The organism is Lactobacillus huangpiensis (genome assembly GCF_019972815.1).
Taxonomy (GTDB): domain Bacteria; phylum Bacillota; class Bacilli; order Lactobacillales; family Lactobacillaceae; genus Lactobacillus; species Lactobacillus huangpiensis.
The window spans coordinates 35,088-51,861 of record NZ_BPPA01000007.1 but is presented as its reverse complement, the minus strand read 5'-3'; the positions used below and the strand labels follow the sequence as shown (position 1 = coordinate 51,861).

At 35.9% G+C, this 16,774-nt stretch carries 13 protein-coding genes and 1 tRNA gene; 10 read left to right on the top strand and 4 right to left on the bottom strand.

The features are described 5' to 3' along the window. Positions 1–12 precede the first annotated feature (12 nt). The 6 genes from LDM90_RS06855 to carB all read left to right on the top strand — a co-directional run bounded on the left by LDM90_RS06855 (position 13) and on the right by carB (position 8,310). Complete coding sequence (locus LDM90_RS06855) at positions 13–936, top strand: dihydroorotate dehydrogenase (protein ID WP_223897078.1); 924 nt, start codon at positions 13–15, stop codon at positions 934–936. 195 nt (positions 937–1,131) lie between these two features. Then, a complete protein-coding gene (pyrR, locus tag LDM90_RS06850; RefSeq protein ID WP_223897076.1) occupies positions 1,132–1,674 on the top strand; it encodes a bifunctional pyr operon transcriptional regulator/uracil phosphoribosyltransferase PyrR in 543 nt (180 codons plus the stop codon). Positions 1,675–1,819: 145 nt separating this feature from the next. Then, positions 1,820–2,776: an aspartate carbamoyltransferase catalytic subunit gene (locus LDM90_RS06845; protein WP_034981373.1), complete on the top strand. Its 957-nt coding sequence runs from the start codon at positions 1,820–1,822 to the stop codon at positions 2,774–2,776. After that, positions 2,776–4,053: a dihydroorotase gene (gene pyrC / locus LDM90_RS06840; protein ID WP_223897074.1), complete on the top strand. Its 1,278-nt coding sequence runs from the start codon at positions 2,776–2,778 to the stop codon at positions 4,051–4,053. Before LDM90_RS06845 ends, pyrC begins: the two co-directional genes overlap by 1 nt. Then, complete coding sequence (locus LDM90_RS06835; protein ID WP_223897072.1) at positions 4,050–5,135, top strand: carbamoyl phosphate synthase small subunit; 1,086 nt, start codon at positions 4,050–4,052, stop codon at positions 5,133–5,135. The genes pyrC and LDM90_RS06835 overlap by 4 nt, the downstream gene beginning before the upstream one ends. Beyond that, complete coding sequence (gene carB / locus LDM90_RS06830) at positions 5,128–8,310, top strand: carbamoyl-phosphate synthase large subunit (protein ID WP_034981365.1); 3,183 nt, start codon at positions 5,128–5,130, stop codon at positions 8,308–8,310. Before LDM90_RS06835 ends, carB begins: the two co-directional genes overlap by 8 nt. Before the next feature lie 89 nt (positions 8,311–8,399). Here carB and LDM90_RS06825 read toward each other — a convergent pair whose 3' ends face one another. The 3 genes from LDM90_RS06825 to LDM90_RS06815 form a co-directional block, all read right to left on the bottom strand. Next, entirely contained in the window at positions 8,400–10,799 is a 2,400-nt protein-coding gene (locus LDM90_RS06825) for a Xaa-Pro dipeptidyl-peptidase (RefSeq protein WP_034981363.1), read from the bottom strand. 99 nt (positions 10,800–10,898) lie between these two features. Further along, positions 10,899–11,255, bottom strand: a complete 357-nt coding sequence (locus LDM90_RS06820) for an arsenate reductase family protein (protein ID WP_198212091.1) — start codon at positions 11,253–11,255, stop codon at positions 10,899–10,901. A gap of 68 nt (positions 11,256–11,323) precedes the next feature. After that, positions 11,324–12,361: a PTS sugar transporter subunit IIC gene (locus LDM90_RS06815; RefSeq protein WP_198212089.1), complete on the bottom strand. Its 1,038-nt coding sequence runs from the start codon at positions 12,359–12,361 to the stop codon at positions 11,324–11,326. 555 nt (positions 12,362–12,916) lie between these two features. Here LDM90_RS06815 and LDM90_RS06810 point away from each other — a divergent pair. Continuing rightward, the gene (locus LDM90_RS06810) at positions 12,917–13,348 is read left to right on the top strand and encodes a hypothetical protein (protein ID WP_052060376.1); all 432 of its coding nucleotides are present in this window, start codon (positions 12,917–12,919) and stop codon (positions 13,346–13,348) included. Between the two features lie 947 nt (positions 13,349–14,295). Next, a complete protein-coding gene (locus LDM90_RS06805; protein WP_109586450.1) occupies positions 14,296–14,487 on the top strand; it encodes a hypothetical protein in 192 nt (63 codons plus the stop codon). A gap of 207 nt (positions 14,488–14,694) precedes the next feature. Here LDM90_RS06805 and LDM90_RS06800 read toward each other — a convergent pair. Next, a tRNA-Arg gene (locus tag LDM90_RS06800) sits at positions 14,695–14,768 on the bottom strand. A gap of 200 nt (positions 14,769–14,968) precedes the next feature. On the opposite strand from LDM90_RS06800, the gene LDM90_RS09385 reads away from it, so the two are divergent. Then, positions 14,969–15,994, top strand: a complete 1,026-nt coding sequence (locus LDM90_RS09385) for a DUF2207 domain-containing protein (protein WP_238480236.1) — start codon at positions 14,969–14,971, stop codon at positions 15,992–15,994. Further along, entirely contained in the window at positions 15,946–16,731 is a 786-nt protein-coding gene (locus tag LDM90_RS09380; RefSeq protein ID WP_308443176.1) for a DUF2207 family protein, read from the top strand. Before LDM90_RS09385 ends, LDM90_RS09380 begins: the two co-directional genes overlap by 49 nt. The last annotated feature ends 43 nt before the right edge of the window (positions 16,732–16,774 follow it).

Here is a 16,774-nt window from a genome sequence, read left to right as displayed (position 1 = left end):
TTGGAGGGTAAAATGACAAACATCAGTGTAAAATTGCCTGGACTTAATTTGAAAAACCCAGTGATGCCTGCTAGTGGTACTTTCGGTTTCGCAGATGTGCCAGCGGCAAAAAAATTTGATTTGAACGAACTGGGAGCGCTAATTATTAAAACTGCTACTCCGAATCCGCGTTTAGGAAATCCTCAACCACAAATTGCAGTTTTAGATAACGGTGTATTAAATTCAGTTGGTTTGACCAATCCCGGGATTGATAAAGTTATCAGCGAAAAGTTATCTAATTTAAAAAAGCAATATCCAGCACTACCGATTATTGCCAGTGTAGGCGGTGAAAGTGAAGAAGGCTATATTGAAGTTGCTCAAAAGCTGTCAGATTCCAAAATGGTTAATGCTCTTGAAATTAATGTTTCTTGTCCTAATGTAGCTCAAGGTGGAATGTCATTTGGTGTTCATCCAAGACTGGTGGAGAAGCTGACTGCTGCAATAAAAAATACAGTTGATTTGCCCGTTTTTGTAAAGTTGACACCTAATGTAACTGATATAGTTGCATTAGCGCAGGCTGCTGAAGCAGGTGGTGCTGATGGCTTATCTTTAATAAATACTGTAACTGGTATGAGGATTAACATAAAGACTCGCAAACCTCTGCTTGGAAATAATTTTGGTGGTTACTCTGGTCCTGCAGTGAAGCCCATTGCCTTATATCAGATTAATCAGGTAAGACGGGTTACTAATTTGCCAATTATCGGTATGGGGGGAATTGTATCGGCTGAAGATGTGGTTGAATTTATGCTTGCTGGTGCTAATGCTGTTGCAGTAGGTAGTGCCCATTTTAAGGATCCTTTAGCTTGTTCGCATATTGTCCATGACTTGCCGCAGGTTTTGAATAATTTAGGAGTCAATGATATTAAAGATTTAGTTGGTCAAGTTGAATATAATTAAAAAGCTAACATCTGCAATGTCCAACTTTACTATTGACAATTTGAATTTGAAACAGTATATTTAAACAGATGTCCTTTAAAATTAGTCCCGTGAGGCTAGCAAGGAAAGCTCAATTAAGTATTGACTTTTACAAAGCATTTAGTCTCAAATAGATTAAGTGCTTTTTTCATGGGCAATGTACTACAGGAGAAAAAAATGACAAAAGAAATTTGGGACGCCTCAGCAATGAAAAGAGCGTTAACAAGAATTACTTATGAAATCATTGAACGAAATAAAGGCACGGAGAATTTGGTTCTGGTAGGAATAAAAACTCGTGGTGTATATTTAGCTCAACGCATTCATGATCGTATTCAGAAGCTTGAAGGTGTTGATGTTCCACTCGGTCAACTTGATATTACCTTATATCGTGATGATCGTCATGATGCAACATTAAAATTAGATCCCGTTGTTAATTCAAGTGAACTGGGAGTTGAGATTAACAATAAACACGTGATATTAGTAGACGATGTGATTTTTACTGGTAGAACAATCAGAGCGGCAATGGATGCTTTAATGGATAAAGGCAGACCTAGTTCAATTGCCGTTGCTGCTTTGGTTGACCGTGGTCATCGCGAACTACCAATTCGAGCAGATTTCGTTGGTAAAAACATTCCAACTTCATCACATGAAGAGATAGCTGTTCATGTAGTAGAAATTGATAATAAAGACAATGTAGAATTAAAACCATTGCCGCAATAAAAAATCAATTCAACCGTTTAATTGGCTCCAGAGAGGGTCAGAAGGGTTTGAGTTCATTTTATTGAGTCTCTAACTATACTAAAAACCCTTTTGCTAAACCTGGAGCTGAAAAGCTTTAGGTTTATTTTTTTGGAAGAGAGTAAAAATGAAAAATATTAATCTTGTTACCCTAAAATCATTTGTAAGTGTCGAAAACTTAACAGTTGAAGAAGTAATGGCGCTTATTGAAAGAGCAGAGTACTTTAAAAAAGGTGGTGCCCGTCCACATCTAACACAACCAGTTTCTGTCACAAACATGTTTTTTGAAAATTCTAGCAGAACTCACACGAGTTTTGAAATGGCAGAAAGAAAATTAGGATTAAGCGTAATACCATTTGATCCTGCTCACAGTTCAACCAAAAAAGGTGAAACTCTTTACGATACTTCGCTTATCATGGCAGCTCTTGGGATTGATCTTGAAGTTATCAGGCATACTGAAAATGAATACTATAACCAACTAATACACCCAAAGCAAAACCAACACCTTGATATAGGCGTGATAAATGCCGGAGATGGAAGCGGTCAGCACCCTTCACAATGTATGCTTGACATGATGACAATTCACGAGCATTTTGGTCATTTTAACGATCTTAAGGTAGCTATAGTGGGTGATATTACCAATTCTCGAGTTGCTAAAAGTAATATGGAACTTTTGACCAGACTTGGAGCCAAAGTTTATTTCTCTGGTCCTGATTATTGGTATGACACACAATACGATAAGTATGGTGAATATAAACCAATTGATGACTTGATTAATAAAATGGATGTAATGATGTTGTTAAGAGTCCAGCACGAACGACACGCTGGTGATCCTAACGAAGCAAAATTTGATGCTCAAGAGTATCATGCAAAATATGGAATTAATCAAAAGCGATATGAGCAAATGAAAGATGATGCCATTATTATGCATCCGGGTCCGATTAACCATGATGTTGAACTCAGCGGTGACTTAGTTGAAGCTCCAAAGTGTCGGTTTGTAAGGCAAATGGAAAATGGCGTTTTTATGAGAATGGCAATGATTGAAGCAGTTATGCGTGGTCGCAAATTAGGGGGCTTGTCTTGATGACAACTGTGATTAAAAACGGCTATATTTATACTGGTGGAGAAATAGTACATGGTGACCTTTTAATTAAAAACGGTGTAATTTCAGCAATTGGTACTGGTTTAAAAGCAGAAAATATAATTGATGCCAAAAATAAATTAGTAAGCCCGGGACTTGTTGATGTACATGTTCATTACAGAGATCCTGGACAAACTGATAAAGAAAATGTCAGGACCGGTTCGCTGGCAGCAGCACATGGTGGTTTCACTACTGTCTGCGCAATGCCGAATGTAGTACCAGTACCCAATACACCAGAACTTATGAGTAAAATGGTACAAAACAATTGTGAAAATGGTGTAGTCCATATTTTGCAATATGCACCTATTACGGTTAATGAAGATACTAATGAAATTCCTGATTATGCAGCTCTAAAAAAAGCTGGTTGTGTTGCACTGAGCAATGATGGCAAAGGTGTTCAGAATGCCGGCACGATGTATTTGGCAATGCAAAGGGCGCAGGCAAATAATTTAATTATTGCTGAACATGCTCAAGATGATACGTTGTTCAATCATGGTGTCATAAATGAAGGTAGAAAAGCAAGTGAATTTAATTTAGCTCCAATTACTGAATTAGCTGAAACAACTCAAATTGCCAGAGATTTATTATTGGCTCAAAAGACTGGCGTTCATTACCATGTTTGCCATGTTTCTACTAAGAAAGGCGTTGAACTGATCAGAATTGCTAAAAGTAAAGGTATTAATGTTACTTGTGAAGTTGCCCCTCATCATCTTCTATTAGGAGAAGAAGATATTATCAATGATAATGCTAATTTTAAAATGAATCCGCCTTTGAGAACTAAAGGAGATCAAAAAGCACTTTTAGCTGGATTGCTTGATGGCACAATTGACATGATTGCTACTGATCATGCTCCTCATACTGCAAGTGATAAACAAAATGGTTTTGCCACGGCTGCATTTGGTATTGTTGGTAGTGAAACGGCTTTTTGCGAACTTTACACTAAATTTGTTAAAACTGGTATTTTTACTCTTGAGCAGTTATTAAATTGGCTCACTTTGGCTCCCGCTAACGCTTTTGGCTTGAAAAAAGCTGGGAAAATAGCTTTAGGTCAACCGGCAGATATTGCTATTTTCGATCTTCAGAAAAAAGAAGCTATTAATTCAGCTAATTTTAAGTCAAAAGGGAATAATACTCCTTTTAATAATGATGCAGTTTACGGTCAAACGGTTTTAACAATGATTGATGGCCAGATTGTTTTTCAAAGTGAGGAAAGTAAATGAGATATTTAATTTTAGAAGATGGCAGTGTCTATGCGGGCGAAGGCTTTGGTGGAAGTCAAGCGACTAAAGGTGAAGTCGTATTTACAACCGGAATGACAGGTTATCAAGAGGCAATTACTGATCAATCGTATGCTGATCAAATTTTAGTTTTTACTAATCCGTTAATTGGCAATTATGGGATCACGCTGGCAGATTATGAATCACTTGAGCCGGGCATAAAAGGGGTGATTTGCCATGAAGTAGCACGATATCCTGATAACTGGCGCATGCAAACCACTTTACCAGATTTTTTAAAAAGATTAGATGTACCTGGTATTCAAGGAATAGATACCAGAAAATTGGTTAAAAAATTACGTGCCTACGGTACAATGAAGGGTCAAATTTGTGATTCTAAGGAAAATTCTGCTGCGATTGCAGAGCAACTAAAAGCAAGTCAACTTTCAAAGGACGTAGTTAAAAGAGTTGCGACTACAAAATCTTATCCTGTGCCGGGCTCAAAGCGCAATATTGTTGTAGTAGATTTCGGACTAAAAAATAGTATCTTGCGTGAATTAAGCAAACGAGATTGCAACTGTATAGTTTTGCCTTATACTACTTCAGCTGAAAAAATTTTATCTCTTCATCCGGATGGCGTTTTGCTGTCTAATGGACCTGGAGATCCTTTAGAAATGCAGGGTCCAGTCAAAATGGTCCAAGAAGTAGAAAAGCATGTACCTTTAATGGGAATTTGCATGGGTCATCAAGTATTTGCTCTAGCTAATGGAGCGAATACTTATAAAATGAAATTTGGTCATCGGGGATTTAATCATCCTGTACGTGAAATAGCCACAGGAAATATTGGCTTTACCTCACAGAATCATGGCTATGCTGTTAGCCGAGATTCAATTGATCCTGATATTTTAATGGTTACTCATGTTGAAGTTAATGACGGTACTATCGAAGGTTTGCGGCACAAGAAATATCCTGCCTTTTCCGTCCAATTTCACCCTGATAGTACACCTGGCCCTCACGATGAAGAAGGTATCTTTGATTACTTTATGCAAATGATTGACCAAAGAAAGGATGTTGAAAATCATGCCTAAAAGAACTGATATTAAAAAAATAATGGTAATTGGTTCAGGACCAATTATTATTGGTCAAGCTGCAGAATTTGATTATTCCGGTACACAAGCATGCCTTGCTTTGCGTGAAGAAGGTTATGAAGTGGTTCTGGTTAATTCTAATCCTGCCACAATTATGACTGATACCACAATAGCCGATAAAGTTTATATTGAACCATTAACTGTAGAATCTGTATCACGTATTATCCGCAAAGAATTTCCTGATGCTATTTTACCGACTTTAGGTGGTCAAGTTGGTTTAAATATGGCTTTATCATTAGCTAAAAGTGGTATTTTAGATGAACTAAACATTGAATTATTGGGAACAAAGCTCAATTCAATTGAACAAGCCGAAGACAGAGAAAAGTTTAAAGAATTGTGCCAAAAATTAGGAGAGCCAGTGCCACCTTCAACTAGTGTAAAGACAGTGCAAGAAGCATTAGATTTTGGAGACAAAATTGGTTATCCAATCATTGTTCGCCCGGCATTCACTATGGGTGGAACTGGTGGCGGCATTTGCAATGACAGGGATGAACTCGCTAAAATCGCCAAAAATGGCTTGGAATTATCTCCCGTTACTGAGTGTTTAATTGAACGGTCAATAGCAGGGTACAAGGAAGTTGAATTTGAAGTCATGAGAGATCATGACGATAATGCCATGATTGTTTGTTGTATGGAAAACTTTGATCCTGTCGGTATCCATACGGGAGATTCAATTGTTTTTTCACCGTCTCAGACATTATCTGATAAAGAATATCAGATGTTGCGTGACTGTTCTTTAAAACTTATTCGGGCGTTAAAAATTGAAGGTGGCTGCAACGTTCAGTTAGCCCTTGATCCAAATAGTTTTAATTATGATGTCATTGAGGTTAATCCGCGTGTTTCCCGTTCTTCTGCCTTGGCTTCAAAGGCCACGGGTTATCCCATTGCTAAGATGGCTGCTAAAATCGCGGTGGGTCTTACTTTAGATGAAATAAAGAATCCAGTAACGGGCACTACTTTTGCAGAATTTGAACCAGCTCTGGATTATGTTGTTTGCAAAATACCACGTTGGCCCTTTGATAAATTTGCCAAAGCAAATCGTGAACTTGGCACACAAATGAAAGCGACTGGAGAAGTCATGGCTATAGGCAGAACAGCTGAAGAAGCCTTTCAAAAAGCTGTTCGCTCTTTGGAAATTGACCAAAAAGACTTTTATTCAGCTGAAGCACATGATGCAAGTGATGAAGAACTGGAAAATAAACTGGTTAAAGCTCAGGATGACCGTCTCTTTTATTTAGCGGAGGCTTTTCGCAGAGACTATGCAATGTCAGACTTACATGAATTAACCAAAATTAATTTCTATTTTCTAGATATTGTTAAGCATATTGTTGATCTAGAAAAGACTATTGCGGCTAATCCAGATGATCTGGCTGTGCTCAAAAATGCTAAGAAATATGGCTTTAGTGACCATACTATCGCAAATTTGTGGTATGAGGATGAAGACCAAGTGCGAGATTTGCGCAAGCAGAACCATTTAGTGCCAGTTTATAAAATGGTAGATACTTGTGCTGGAGAATTTATCTCACAAACTCCTTATTTCTATTCTACTTACGATACCGAAAATGAGAGTCGGAAGAATAGTAAAAAATCAGTTTTAGTTGTTGGTTCAGGTCCAATTCGTATTGGTCAGGGTGTGGAATTTGACTACGCCACTGTTCATTGTGTCAAAGCATTACAAAAAATGGGTTATGAAGCCATTGTAATTAATTCAAATCCAGAAACCGTTTCAACCGACTTTTCTGTTTCTGATAAATTATATTTTGAGCCACTTACTTTAGAAGATGTCTTAAATGTCTGTGATCTTGAGCAACCTGAAGGTGTAATTATCCAGTTTGGTGGTCAAACTTCAATTAATTTGGCAGCTGGGTTAGAAAAGCATGGCGTTAAAATCTTGGGTACCAGTGTGGAAGACCTGAACAGAGCTGAAGATCGCGAATTATTTGATCAAGTAGTAAAAGAATTGGGCTTGAAGCAACCGCAAGGAATTACGACTACTACACATGATGGTGTTATCAAAGCAGCAGATAAGTTGGGGTATCCGGTTTTAGTTAGACCAAGTTATGTTTTGGGTGGAAAAGCAATGGAAATTGTTTATAATCAGCCAGAACTTGAAGACTATTTGCAAAATCATGTGGATATTGCAAGCAGTCATCCAATCTTAGTTGATGATTATCTTGATGGGCGCGAGTGTGATGTCGATGCGATTTGCGATGGCGAAAGGGTCCTTATTCCTGGAATAATGGAACATATAGAACATGCTGGAGTTCACTCCGGAGATTCCATGGCTGTTTATCCCGCTCAAACATTTTCTCCCGCAATTAAACAAAAAATAGCCGACATTACTAAGAAGTTAGCGTTAAAGCTTAATTGTCGCGGAATAATGAATTTGCAGTTAATTGAGCGCAATGGTGAAATTTATATTATTGAGGTCAATCCTCGTGCTAGTCGTACTGTACCTTTTTTAAGTAAAATTACCTCTATTGAAATGGCGCAAGTGGCAACAAGAGTAATTATGGGTGAGAGTTTAAAGGAGCAGGGTTATGATGATGGCCTGGCACCGGAAACCAAAATGATTAGTGTTAAAGCCCCAGTGTTCTCATTTAGCAAGCTTTCTGATGTTGACAGCTACTTAGGGCCGGAAATGAAGTCAACTGGTGAGGTCATGGGTAGTGATTTTAGTTTTCCTAAGGCACTTTACAAAGCTTTCTCAGGTGCAAACATGCATATTCCTGACAGCGGCAATATTTTATTAACAATCGAAGACCGTGATAAACAAGAAATTTTGCCTATTGCCAAAAGATTTGCCCAAATCGGTTACCGTATTTTTGCTACCAGTGGCACAGCAACATTTTTAAAACAAAATCATTTACATGTTGCTTTGGTAGATAAAATTCATGAAGACACTGACACAAATATCTTAAATGAATTGAAAACTGGCAAAATCGATTTGGTAATTAATACTATGGGACATGATCTGGCTAAAACATCTGATGGCTTTGTCATTCGTCAGACTGCTATTCAGCAAAATATTCCGTTAATTACAAGCCTGGATACTGCACGTGCATTATTGACTGCTTTAGAAAACAGGTCGTTTGCTACAATAAACATAAAATAGAATTTTTAAATTAAAAAAGCAACTGTGTTTTTAAAACAGTTGCTTTTTATGTTCAACTTTGAAAAGTACTGGCATAAATAAAATTTAATTTATTTAATACTGAATTTAATGGCAGTTTCAGAAAGATCAATTGTGTAATCTGTGGTTTCAAGAGGCCTTTTGGTCATTCCCTGGTCAGTAGAATAAATAATTAAACAAAGTTTGCTGCCTGCCGGCAATGTGTAATAAGTTGGTTGTAATTTAAACTGTAAGTCGTAAAACTCGCCGGCTTTAATACTACGTGGCTTTTTCATATCTGCGTAATTCTGCAGATTCATGTGAGCCTTGGTAATTAATTTAGCATGAGTTAACTTGTCAGGCATGAACTCTTGCAAAGAGTCAAGTTGAAAATGAAAACCCAGTTCTTGTCCGCCAGACATTAAAATTTTCGGGGTAGCAGTCAACCGTTTGCGATCAGCAATTTCTACCAGAGCAACAGAAATTTGTCCTTTGGTAAGACTTGATGAAACACTCATTCTTATTTCTGGTCGACCAACTATAGTTACGGGATGAATAAATTCATCTGTAGTAAAACGCAAACTGGCTTTTGACCATTTTTCTTTACCACAAATAAATTGGTTTTGCCAGTCATTCTCAGAAATTTTTGCTTTTTTAAATTCAGTTCCGCCTACATCAGTAAAGGAAAGTTTTTGCTTGCTACTAGTATCTTTGGTTAACTCATTATCTGAATTAGGGAAATAAACAGTTTCCCTGCCAATGTCATTACACCAATCCTTTTCTTTGTGCCACTTATCTGCTTTTAGATTATCTTGAATAAGCACAGTTGGCCACTGCTTGTATGCGTTATTTTCAATGCCCAAGAGTTCATGAACCAGCCATAAATTCATTAGATCAGTAAAATCAATTGAAACCAAATTATTCATATTATAATGAGGTCCCTGATGCAAGAAAAGGTGATGTGCAATAGGAAGGTTTTTGACCTTTTGCCAAATTTTATAGACGTTCTTAGGCTTGACGTTCCAGTCATTTAGACCATGAACGCTAATCCAGGAGCACTTAATATTATCGGTATGATGTCGGTAGTTGCGCTTTTCCCAAAAATCTGAATACTGACCAGTCTTGCGATCGGCCTTTTCTAATAAAATCTTCTGCATTTCGTCAAACTTTGGCTTAATTTTTAAATAATCTCCAGCATCCCACAAGTTCGATTGACAAGTTTCTGCAAGCATATCCAAATCTTCACCTTGGCAATCTTCTGGTGCAATTACCAGGCCATGTTCACGGTAATAATCATACCAGGAAGAAATGGCAGCTTCAGAAATAACTGTTTTTAACCCAGGAACACCCGTAGTAGCAATGGCTATTTGCAATGTGCCTAAATATGAACGACCAGTCATCCCAATATTTTTATTACACCAAGTTGCTTTAGTTTCGTGCTGCCTTGTTCTATCAGTATAAGCAATACGATCTCCGTGCAACCATTCAATTATTTCCTTTGCACTTTCAGTTTCTTCCGGAGCACCAGTAATTCTAAGACCATCACTGCCTCGTGTCCCGATAGCGCCAGCAAAAACACTGGCAAATCCACGAGCCAGCATATATTCGTTCAGACCGTAGGAAGATTTGCCGGTGGCTTGTTCTACCGGCCTAGATGAGTTTTCACTATCCAGTGGCTTTTTGGCTTTAACAATTGCAGAAGCCTGATATTGTGGGTTAGTCCACTCAGTGGCATCAGTCAAATTTTCATCTACGTTGTGGTTGCGCTTTTCGTTATCAATGATACCGCCAAAATAGGGACTAGCAGTGTAAAGAGCAGGAACCGGTAAAGTTTCACTTTCAATTGGACGAAAAATTGTTGTTTGTAAAAGATCACTCTTCCCATCACCGTCTGTATCCAAATCACTTTCAACATAAACGACTTCTCTGATCACTTTGCTGGTATCAAAAACAGGCATGCTTTTACCATTAAAAAAGAGAAACTCATTGGGCGCAAATTCCGTTTTTCTATTGTAAAAATAGCCTTGACCAGCCATGACATCTATTAGCAGTTGTCCATTTTTGGCACGAGTATTAAGCAAACGATAAAAAGCTTGAATAAGAGATTTCTTGTCGTTAATTTTCTCAATGTAAGGTAATGCCTGCTTTTCCATAAAAGCCAAAGGGTCATTTGGTTGATAATCATAGCCAACATGGTAGCCAAGAAGTTGCAATGCAACATTATAAAATTGGCTAGAAGTAATTTCCTCGGGATTGGTATCTAAAAAAGCATTAAAAGGTTGGACATCTGAAACTGCAAACTCAGCTAATTTTGCTTTGCGGGCACTTTCGTCTCGTGGATCAATCACTGCCACTGCATTTGCGGTAAGTTCTTCTAAAAGATTTGAAAAAGAACGTTTTTCATAATCTATTGGTAAAAATTTAATTTGCAGTAATTCTTTAACTTCTTCTTTGTAATCAGTTTTCACATAAGCATATTGATTATACTTCATAAAATTCTCCTTTTTGTATTATTTTACCTGTAAACATTGATATTAGAAAGCTGATTAATAAAAAAGAAGGTACTGTTTTCAATACCTCCTTTTTAAATTTTATAGCCAAACTTTTTCGTAAATTTTTTCATTAAAACCACAGGTCAATTTTTTACCTTCAACAACAAGAGGCCTTTTTATTAGTTTTCCGTTCTTGGACATCATGTCAGCGGCATCCTCAATAGACATATCTGCAATTTGATCTTTAATGTGTAATTTACGATAATCTTGACCATGAGTGTTAAAAAAATATTTTAAGCCACGATCTTCGTGTTGAGTAAGCCAGTTAATTAAATCAGATTTCTTAGGCGGCTCATCGACTAAATCTTGAAAATCGAACTTAACATTGTGTTCCGTAAGCCATTTCTGAGCAGCTCTTGAAGTAGAGCAACGCTTGTAACCATAGAATTTTATCATTTTCATACTCTCCTTTACTTTAATTATAGCAATAAGGCAGATAAACAAGAAGAGTAGAGCATTTTAAACTAACTGAAATCTAGTTCAAAGTCTTTACTTGTAAAAAGATGAACTTTGTTATTGAAGAGGTAATTCATTGCTATACCTAATGCAATTGGTAATACAAAGAAAAGAACTGCAATTAGTAAAATATTAAAAAGATTCGCTGGGCGATTTGCCATGGCGGCAATAGGACCAATTAATCCCGAAAAGCCAAATCCTGCACTCATTGGTGTACCTTGAATTTGAAATACTGCACCTAGAGCGCCCATTATACCAGCGTTAATTAAAAGTGGAATTAGCAACTTGGGATTAGTCATTAGGTTTGCCATTTGCATTTTTGGAGAACCCAAGAAGTGGGCAATTGATGTACCAAAACTATTTGCTTTCCAACCAAAAACAGCTAAGGAGAAAGCAACGGCTGTGATACCTAAATTGGCAGAGCCCGAAGCTATGCCAGAGATACTTATCGCAGTAGCGATACCGACTGAAGAAATAGGAGAAACGATAAGTAATCCAAATACTATTCCCATCAACATTCCCATAATAATTGGTTGCAATGCCGTCAATTTTTCAACTCCGACACCAATCAAACTGGTTAATTTACCAACAGGTATGCGGGTAAGACAGCCAATTCCTCCGGCTATTAGCAGAACAAGCAGTGGAACTAAAAGAATTGTGTATGCTTTTAATTTCTTACCAAAAAACAAAACTAAGCCGTAAGCTATCATAATAGTTATAGCAGTGTTAATGACATCACCACTACCCATAACCGCAACCTTGCCTTTGTTCATCACAAAGTTGCCAGCTCCAGCTGTTGCCGCTAAAGCAATAGATGAAGTTTGGATTGGTGTTAATTTACCAGTCATACCTACACAGACAGCACTGATTGCTGGCAACAATGCCGAAGCAAAGGTGGTTAAAGCTAAAATAAAGCTTAATTGGGGCATGCTTGGCAGCAATGCTTTTACCAACTGGTTAATTAATGCTCCAGGAATTAAAGCTACTACTATACCTGTTGATAAGCCATTTAGTGTATCTAACGTAATCTTTTTTAAAGTATTCATTTTACTCTCCCAATAAAAAACTCACACAGATGACGACAACTGTGTGAGTCTTCAGAGAAGAAAGTACTTAAATCTTTAAAACACACAATTGTCATGAAGATTGAACTGTGTGTCTAAGACAATGACAAACTAGGCACTCAGATCAAATAGCTGAAGTACCAGAAATAATATTTAACTTGCGGTTGATTAATTTTTTTAATTGCCGTCATAATCTTTACCTCTCATAAATATTTAAGCAATATCATAACTTAATAGCATAAAAAAAGCAAGAGAATTTTTAAAGAAAAAAATTCTTTGGTATATCAAGCTTTAAGAATCTAATAGTCTTTTTGTTGGGAAAGAAAAAGTTAGTTAATTATTAAAAAAATATTTTTTCTTTTTCAATTAGCAAAATAGCTTGCAAAAATTTGAATAACTTTTTTGAATAACTGGTTGGTAACGACTAAAATAATGACAAGTAAAAATAATAATTCAGTTTTGTAATAAAAAATATAGAAAGAAGTGTTTATTATCTCACTGTTTATTAATTGCATCAGTTTTTTAGGAGATTGGTTGTTGTTTGCCTTTCCTCTTTATCAAGGATTAATGGAGCTTTATGATTATGAATGGTTTTTGAAGGAATTTAACCAATCAAGTAAAGCACAACCAAAAATTTCTCCTTTGTACTGGATTATACCTATTGTAAAAATTTATCTTGAAAAACGGCGTGCAGTCAAGATTTTAGGTAGTATTATCAAAAATGAATCTGATTTGCGTACAGCTATGAGTTTTATTGATAAGGCTACTGCCTGGTATTTTGTCTCTCTTGGTGGTTGGTTGAAGATGGTATCTTCTCTATATGAATTTATCGGAGAACTTCATGAAGACAGCATTTTATTGCTGGTTATCGGAACAGTTGTTTTAACTTTTTTGGGAATTTTCTCAGGTTATTACCGGTTAAATCCTAAACGGCAAAGAGTGTTGATATCAAAAATCAAGAAAAATTAGTGGCAAGCTGGTTAAATAGTAGAAGAGATTCTGTTTTTGATTAAAATGGCTAATTATTTAAAAGAGTCTGGGAAAAAACTAGTTCTCAGACCACGAAAAAAGAACGATGATTTCATCGTTCTTTTTTATACTTTTAGCTTCTGCCTTGATGTTATTAAATCGCCACAAAATAAAAACAAAAAGAAGGTGTAAAAACGCACAACTGGGTAACACATAATTTGGGGAATATAGTCCACAGCGATCCTTACGACTATTTGTCAAGTTTTGCTGGCTACGGCAGCTTGGACAGCCGTCTCCTCTTATGCCTCTTCAATAAAAATATCTAACAGCTTGAATAGTACTTTTTTGCTTCTTTTGAAACTTATTACCACATTTGCAACTCTATATTTTCCAATAGTTGACATGTATCAATATGTTATTGATGAAATAAAAAAGAGCAAAAAATTGAAAAAGAAAAAATGAAATTTGATCATTATAATTATTTTTAATTTTTTAAATAAAAAAACTCCCAAATGGGAGCTATAAAGTAAAAGAAATTTGAAAGTAACTTCTAAATTAATATTAACTTTTTTTAGAAAAAATTGCAAAACATTATTTGCGTTGTACCCTAAAGAATGTATTACATAATATGTAAGGAGGTAAGGAGATGAAGAAAAAAAGAGAAAATAAAAAGCTACTATGAGCTCCACTTCAAAATAAATCTCGGGATAATAGCTTTTAAAATCATCTATAAAAGATGAAAAACAGGGAAAAGGCTTCTCTTCTTTGCTTTTTATAAAAACATTATATTATAGAAAAGTATTTGTAACAATGAATAAAATTTATAACATTGAAACTAAAAAAGGAAATTTGACAATTAAAACAAAGATTGACTTAAGACTCAAAACATTCTGTAAAACAATATTAGTTACAGTTATGGTAATTGTTTTAATTTTAGGAGTGATCAAATGGCTAAACTAACTGAGGCTCAAAAGCGAGCAAATAAAAAGTGGAATGATGCGCATAAAAAAAGAATGAATTATATTAGGAGAAGATCAGATTCTAAAAATTTCATTCTTAAATATGCAGATGAAGAAGATTTAGACAAAACATTAGAATACATCAAGATAAGAAGAGAAGAGCTAAAACAAAATAATTGATCACTTTTTTAACATTTGGAGATCTTAAAAATCCCATAATGTATATTTATAAAGGAAATAGAAAAATAGCTCTAGCTTAATTGCTAGGGCAATTTCTATGTTAACCAAAATGTTAGCTAACTTTAAACTTAACAATAATCAATAAAAATAAAATTGTTGATATAACAGGATTTATAATTAGTAAAAATCGATAAAAACGATTTAAAATGATCCGGGTGAGATTCGAACCCACGACCCACGGTTTAGAAGACCGTTGCTCTATCCAGCTGAGCTACCAGACCGACAGTTTTGCGTATTCCTGCGCAAGAACATTAACTATTATAGAGAAAAGTTTTTGTAATTGCAACCGGAAATTTCTTTTTTATCCAACTTATTTTTAAAGTCAAATAGATAATAAAGAAAGGAGTACAAATTGATTTGTTAATTGTATTTCATAATCTGTATAATAAAGAAAAGCGAAGAACGAAAGATAGGAAATAGCATGAAACATAAAATTATAAAATTGATATCTCTACTGGGAGTTCTATTATTTTGTTTTGTTTCTGGACAAGAAGTAAAAGCCGATGTTGATTATGATATTGCTAAAAACATCACTACAGCTAAAGTTAACTCAGACGGCTCGTTGACGATGAAAAGGGCAATTACGTATAAATTCAACAGTTCTGCACATGGAGTTTTTTATCGCCAAAATCTACAATCGAATCAGAAAATCGCTGATGCGTCAGTAAAAGTGGCAGATGGCAACGACAAGGGTCACAAAACTGATGATTATGATCTTAAAAGAAATAAAAAGGGCTACCGTTTTAAAGTATTTCATAATATAAAGAATAATAGTCGCTTTACTGTTACTTATTTTTACCGTATCACTAATGCCATTACCAATTACCGTGATGTAGCCGAACTTAATTTTAAAATTATTGGCGACGGTTGGGACACCGACTTAGACTATGTTAAAGCAAGCGTGATTTTTCCAGGACCTGTTAAAGGTTTAAAAGCATGGGCACACGGACCACTCGATGGACATCTACAAGTTAATCCTCAAAAAGGGAAAATAATCATGACAGCTGAAAATCTTGCTGGCGATACCGGTATTGAAGTGCATACTATTTTTCCTCCTAAAATCACTGCCAATAATCAAAACGTCAAAAATAAGAATCACCGCCAAGCAGTGATAAAACAGGAGAAAAAATTAACACAGGATACTTTATTAAATCAACAAAAAAGGACAAAAAGAAGTCTCTGGCTAATTGCTTTGAGCTTAATTGCAGGACTTTTAGGTATCATAAAGGGTTTTAGGGCCAAAAAAATTGGTTTCATGCCCCGCAAGAGTCGTGAATTAGCTCATAACTATGAAATACCTGACGTGGATCCAATATTAGCTCAAATTTTGGATACTGCAAAGCAACCGGATAATCGGGCGTTTACTGCCTATTTGATGGAACTGGCAGCGCAAAAAAAATTAAGATTGAAGATTATAAAGCTCATCTTAAAACTTATTATCGGATAACCGCAATAGACGAAAATGTAGTTGAGGAGAACCGCTTAATGAAAACTCTCTTTAACAAGATTGGGGACGGAACTAGTTTTACCACTCAAGCCCTAAAGAAATATCATGGAAAAAAACTAGGCCGCGACTTTGATTTTTGGGCAGGAGATTATTTTGACAGCAAAGAAAAGCAAGTTTATTTGCCTGATTCATTAATAAATCGAAAAAATAAAAATATTGCTATCATAATTTTAATGATGGTCATCAGTTTTGCTGCTTCTGTAGTAGCACTAATGAGCTCACTTAAGTTTATTTTAGTGATAGTTTTTGGCGAAGCTTCGATCCTAATTTTGAGTTTACTGGCGCTGATTTTCAGTATCAGGAAGACAGGTATTTATTCAGAAAAAGGAAAGATTGAAACCGAAAAGATACGTGGTTTCAAGAAAATGTTAAAAGATATCGGTAAGTTTAAGATGAAGGATGTTGGTGACATCATTTTATGGGAAGATATCATGCCTTATGCTGTTGCTTTTGGTCTAGCTAATAAAGTGATGAAACAGCTAAAAATTGAATTTAGTCAAGAAGAATTGGCAAAGAGTGATTACTTTTACTATGGTTTTGCCTCTAATACTGGCAAAGATAGCTTTTCTGCCAACTTTGATTCTTGCTTTAACGACAGTATATCTACTGGCTCAAGCAGCTTTTCCAGTGGTTCATCTGGTGGCTTCGGTGGAGGATCCGGTGGTGGAGCTTTCTAATTTCTGACTTTAAGCCTGGCATTAAGCTAGGCTTTTTTGCATT

Bases quoted from the DNA above. Each gene is read 5' to 3' on its own strand.
- LDM90_RS06855 (WP_223897078.1), top strand. From the start codon at position 13: ATGACAAACATCAGTGTAAAATTGCCTGGACTTAATTTGAAAAACCCA.
- pyrR (WP_223897076.1), top strand. From the start codon at position 1,132: ATGACAAAAGAAATTTGGGACGCCTCAGCAATGAAAAGAGCGTTAACA.
- LDM90_RS06845 (WP_034981373.1), top strand. From the start codon at position 1,820: ATGAAAAATATTAATCTTGTTACCCTAAAATCATTTGTAAGTGTCGAA.
- pyrC (WP_223897074.1), top strand. From the start codon at position 2,776: ATGACAACTGTGATTAAAAACGGCTATATTTATACTGGTGGAGAAATA.
- LDM90_RS06835 (WP_223897072.1), top strand. From the start codon at position 4,050: ATGAGATATTTAATTTTAGAAGATGGCAGTGTCTATGCGGGCGAAGGC.
- carB (WP_034981365.1), top strand. From the start codon at position 5,128: ATGCCTAAAAGAACTGATATTAAAAAAATAATGGTAATTGGTTCAGGA.
- LDM90_RS06825 (WP_034981363.1), bottom strand. From the start codon at position 10,799: ATGAAGTATAATCAATATGCTTATGTGAAAACTGATTACAAAGAAGAA.
- LDM90_RS06820 (WP_198212091.1), bottom strand. From the start codon at position 11,255: ATGATAAAATTCTATGGTTACAAGCGTTGCTCTACTTCAAGAGCTGCT.
- LDM90_RS06815 (WP_198212089.1), bottom strand. From the start codon at position 12,361: ATGAATACTTTAAAAAAGATTACGTTAGATACACTAAATGGCTTATCA.
- LDM90_RS06805 (WP_109586450.1), top strand. From the start codon at position 14,296: ATGGCTAAACTAACTGAGGCTCAAAAGCGAGCAAATAAAAAGTGGAAT.
- LDM90_RS09385 (WP_238480236.1), top strand. From the start codon at position 14,969: ATGAAACATAAAATTATAAAATTGATATCTCTACTGGGAGTTCTATTA.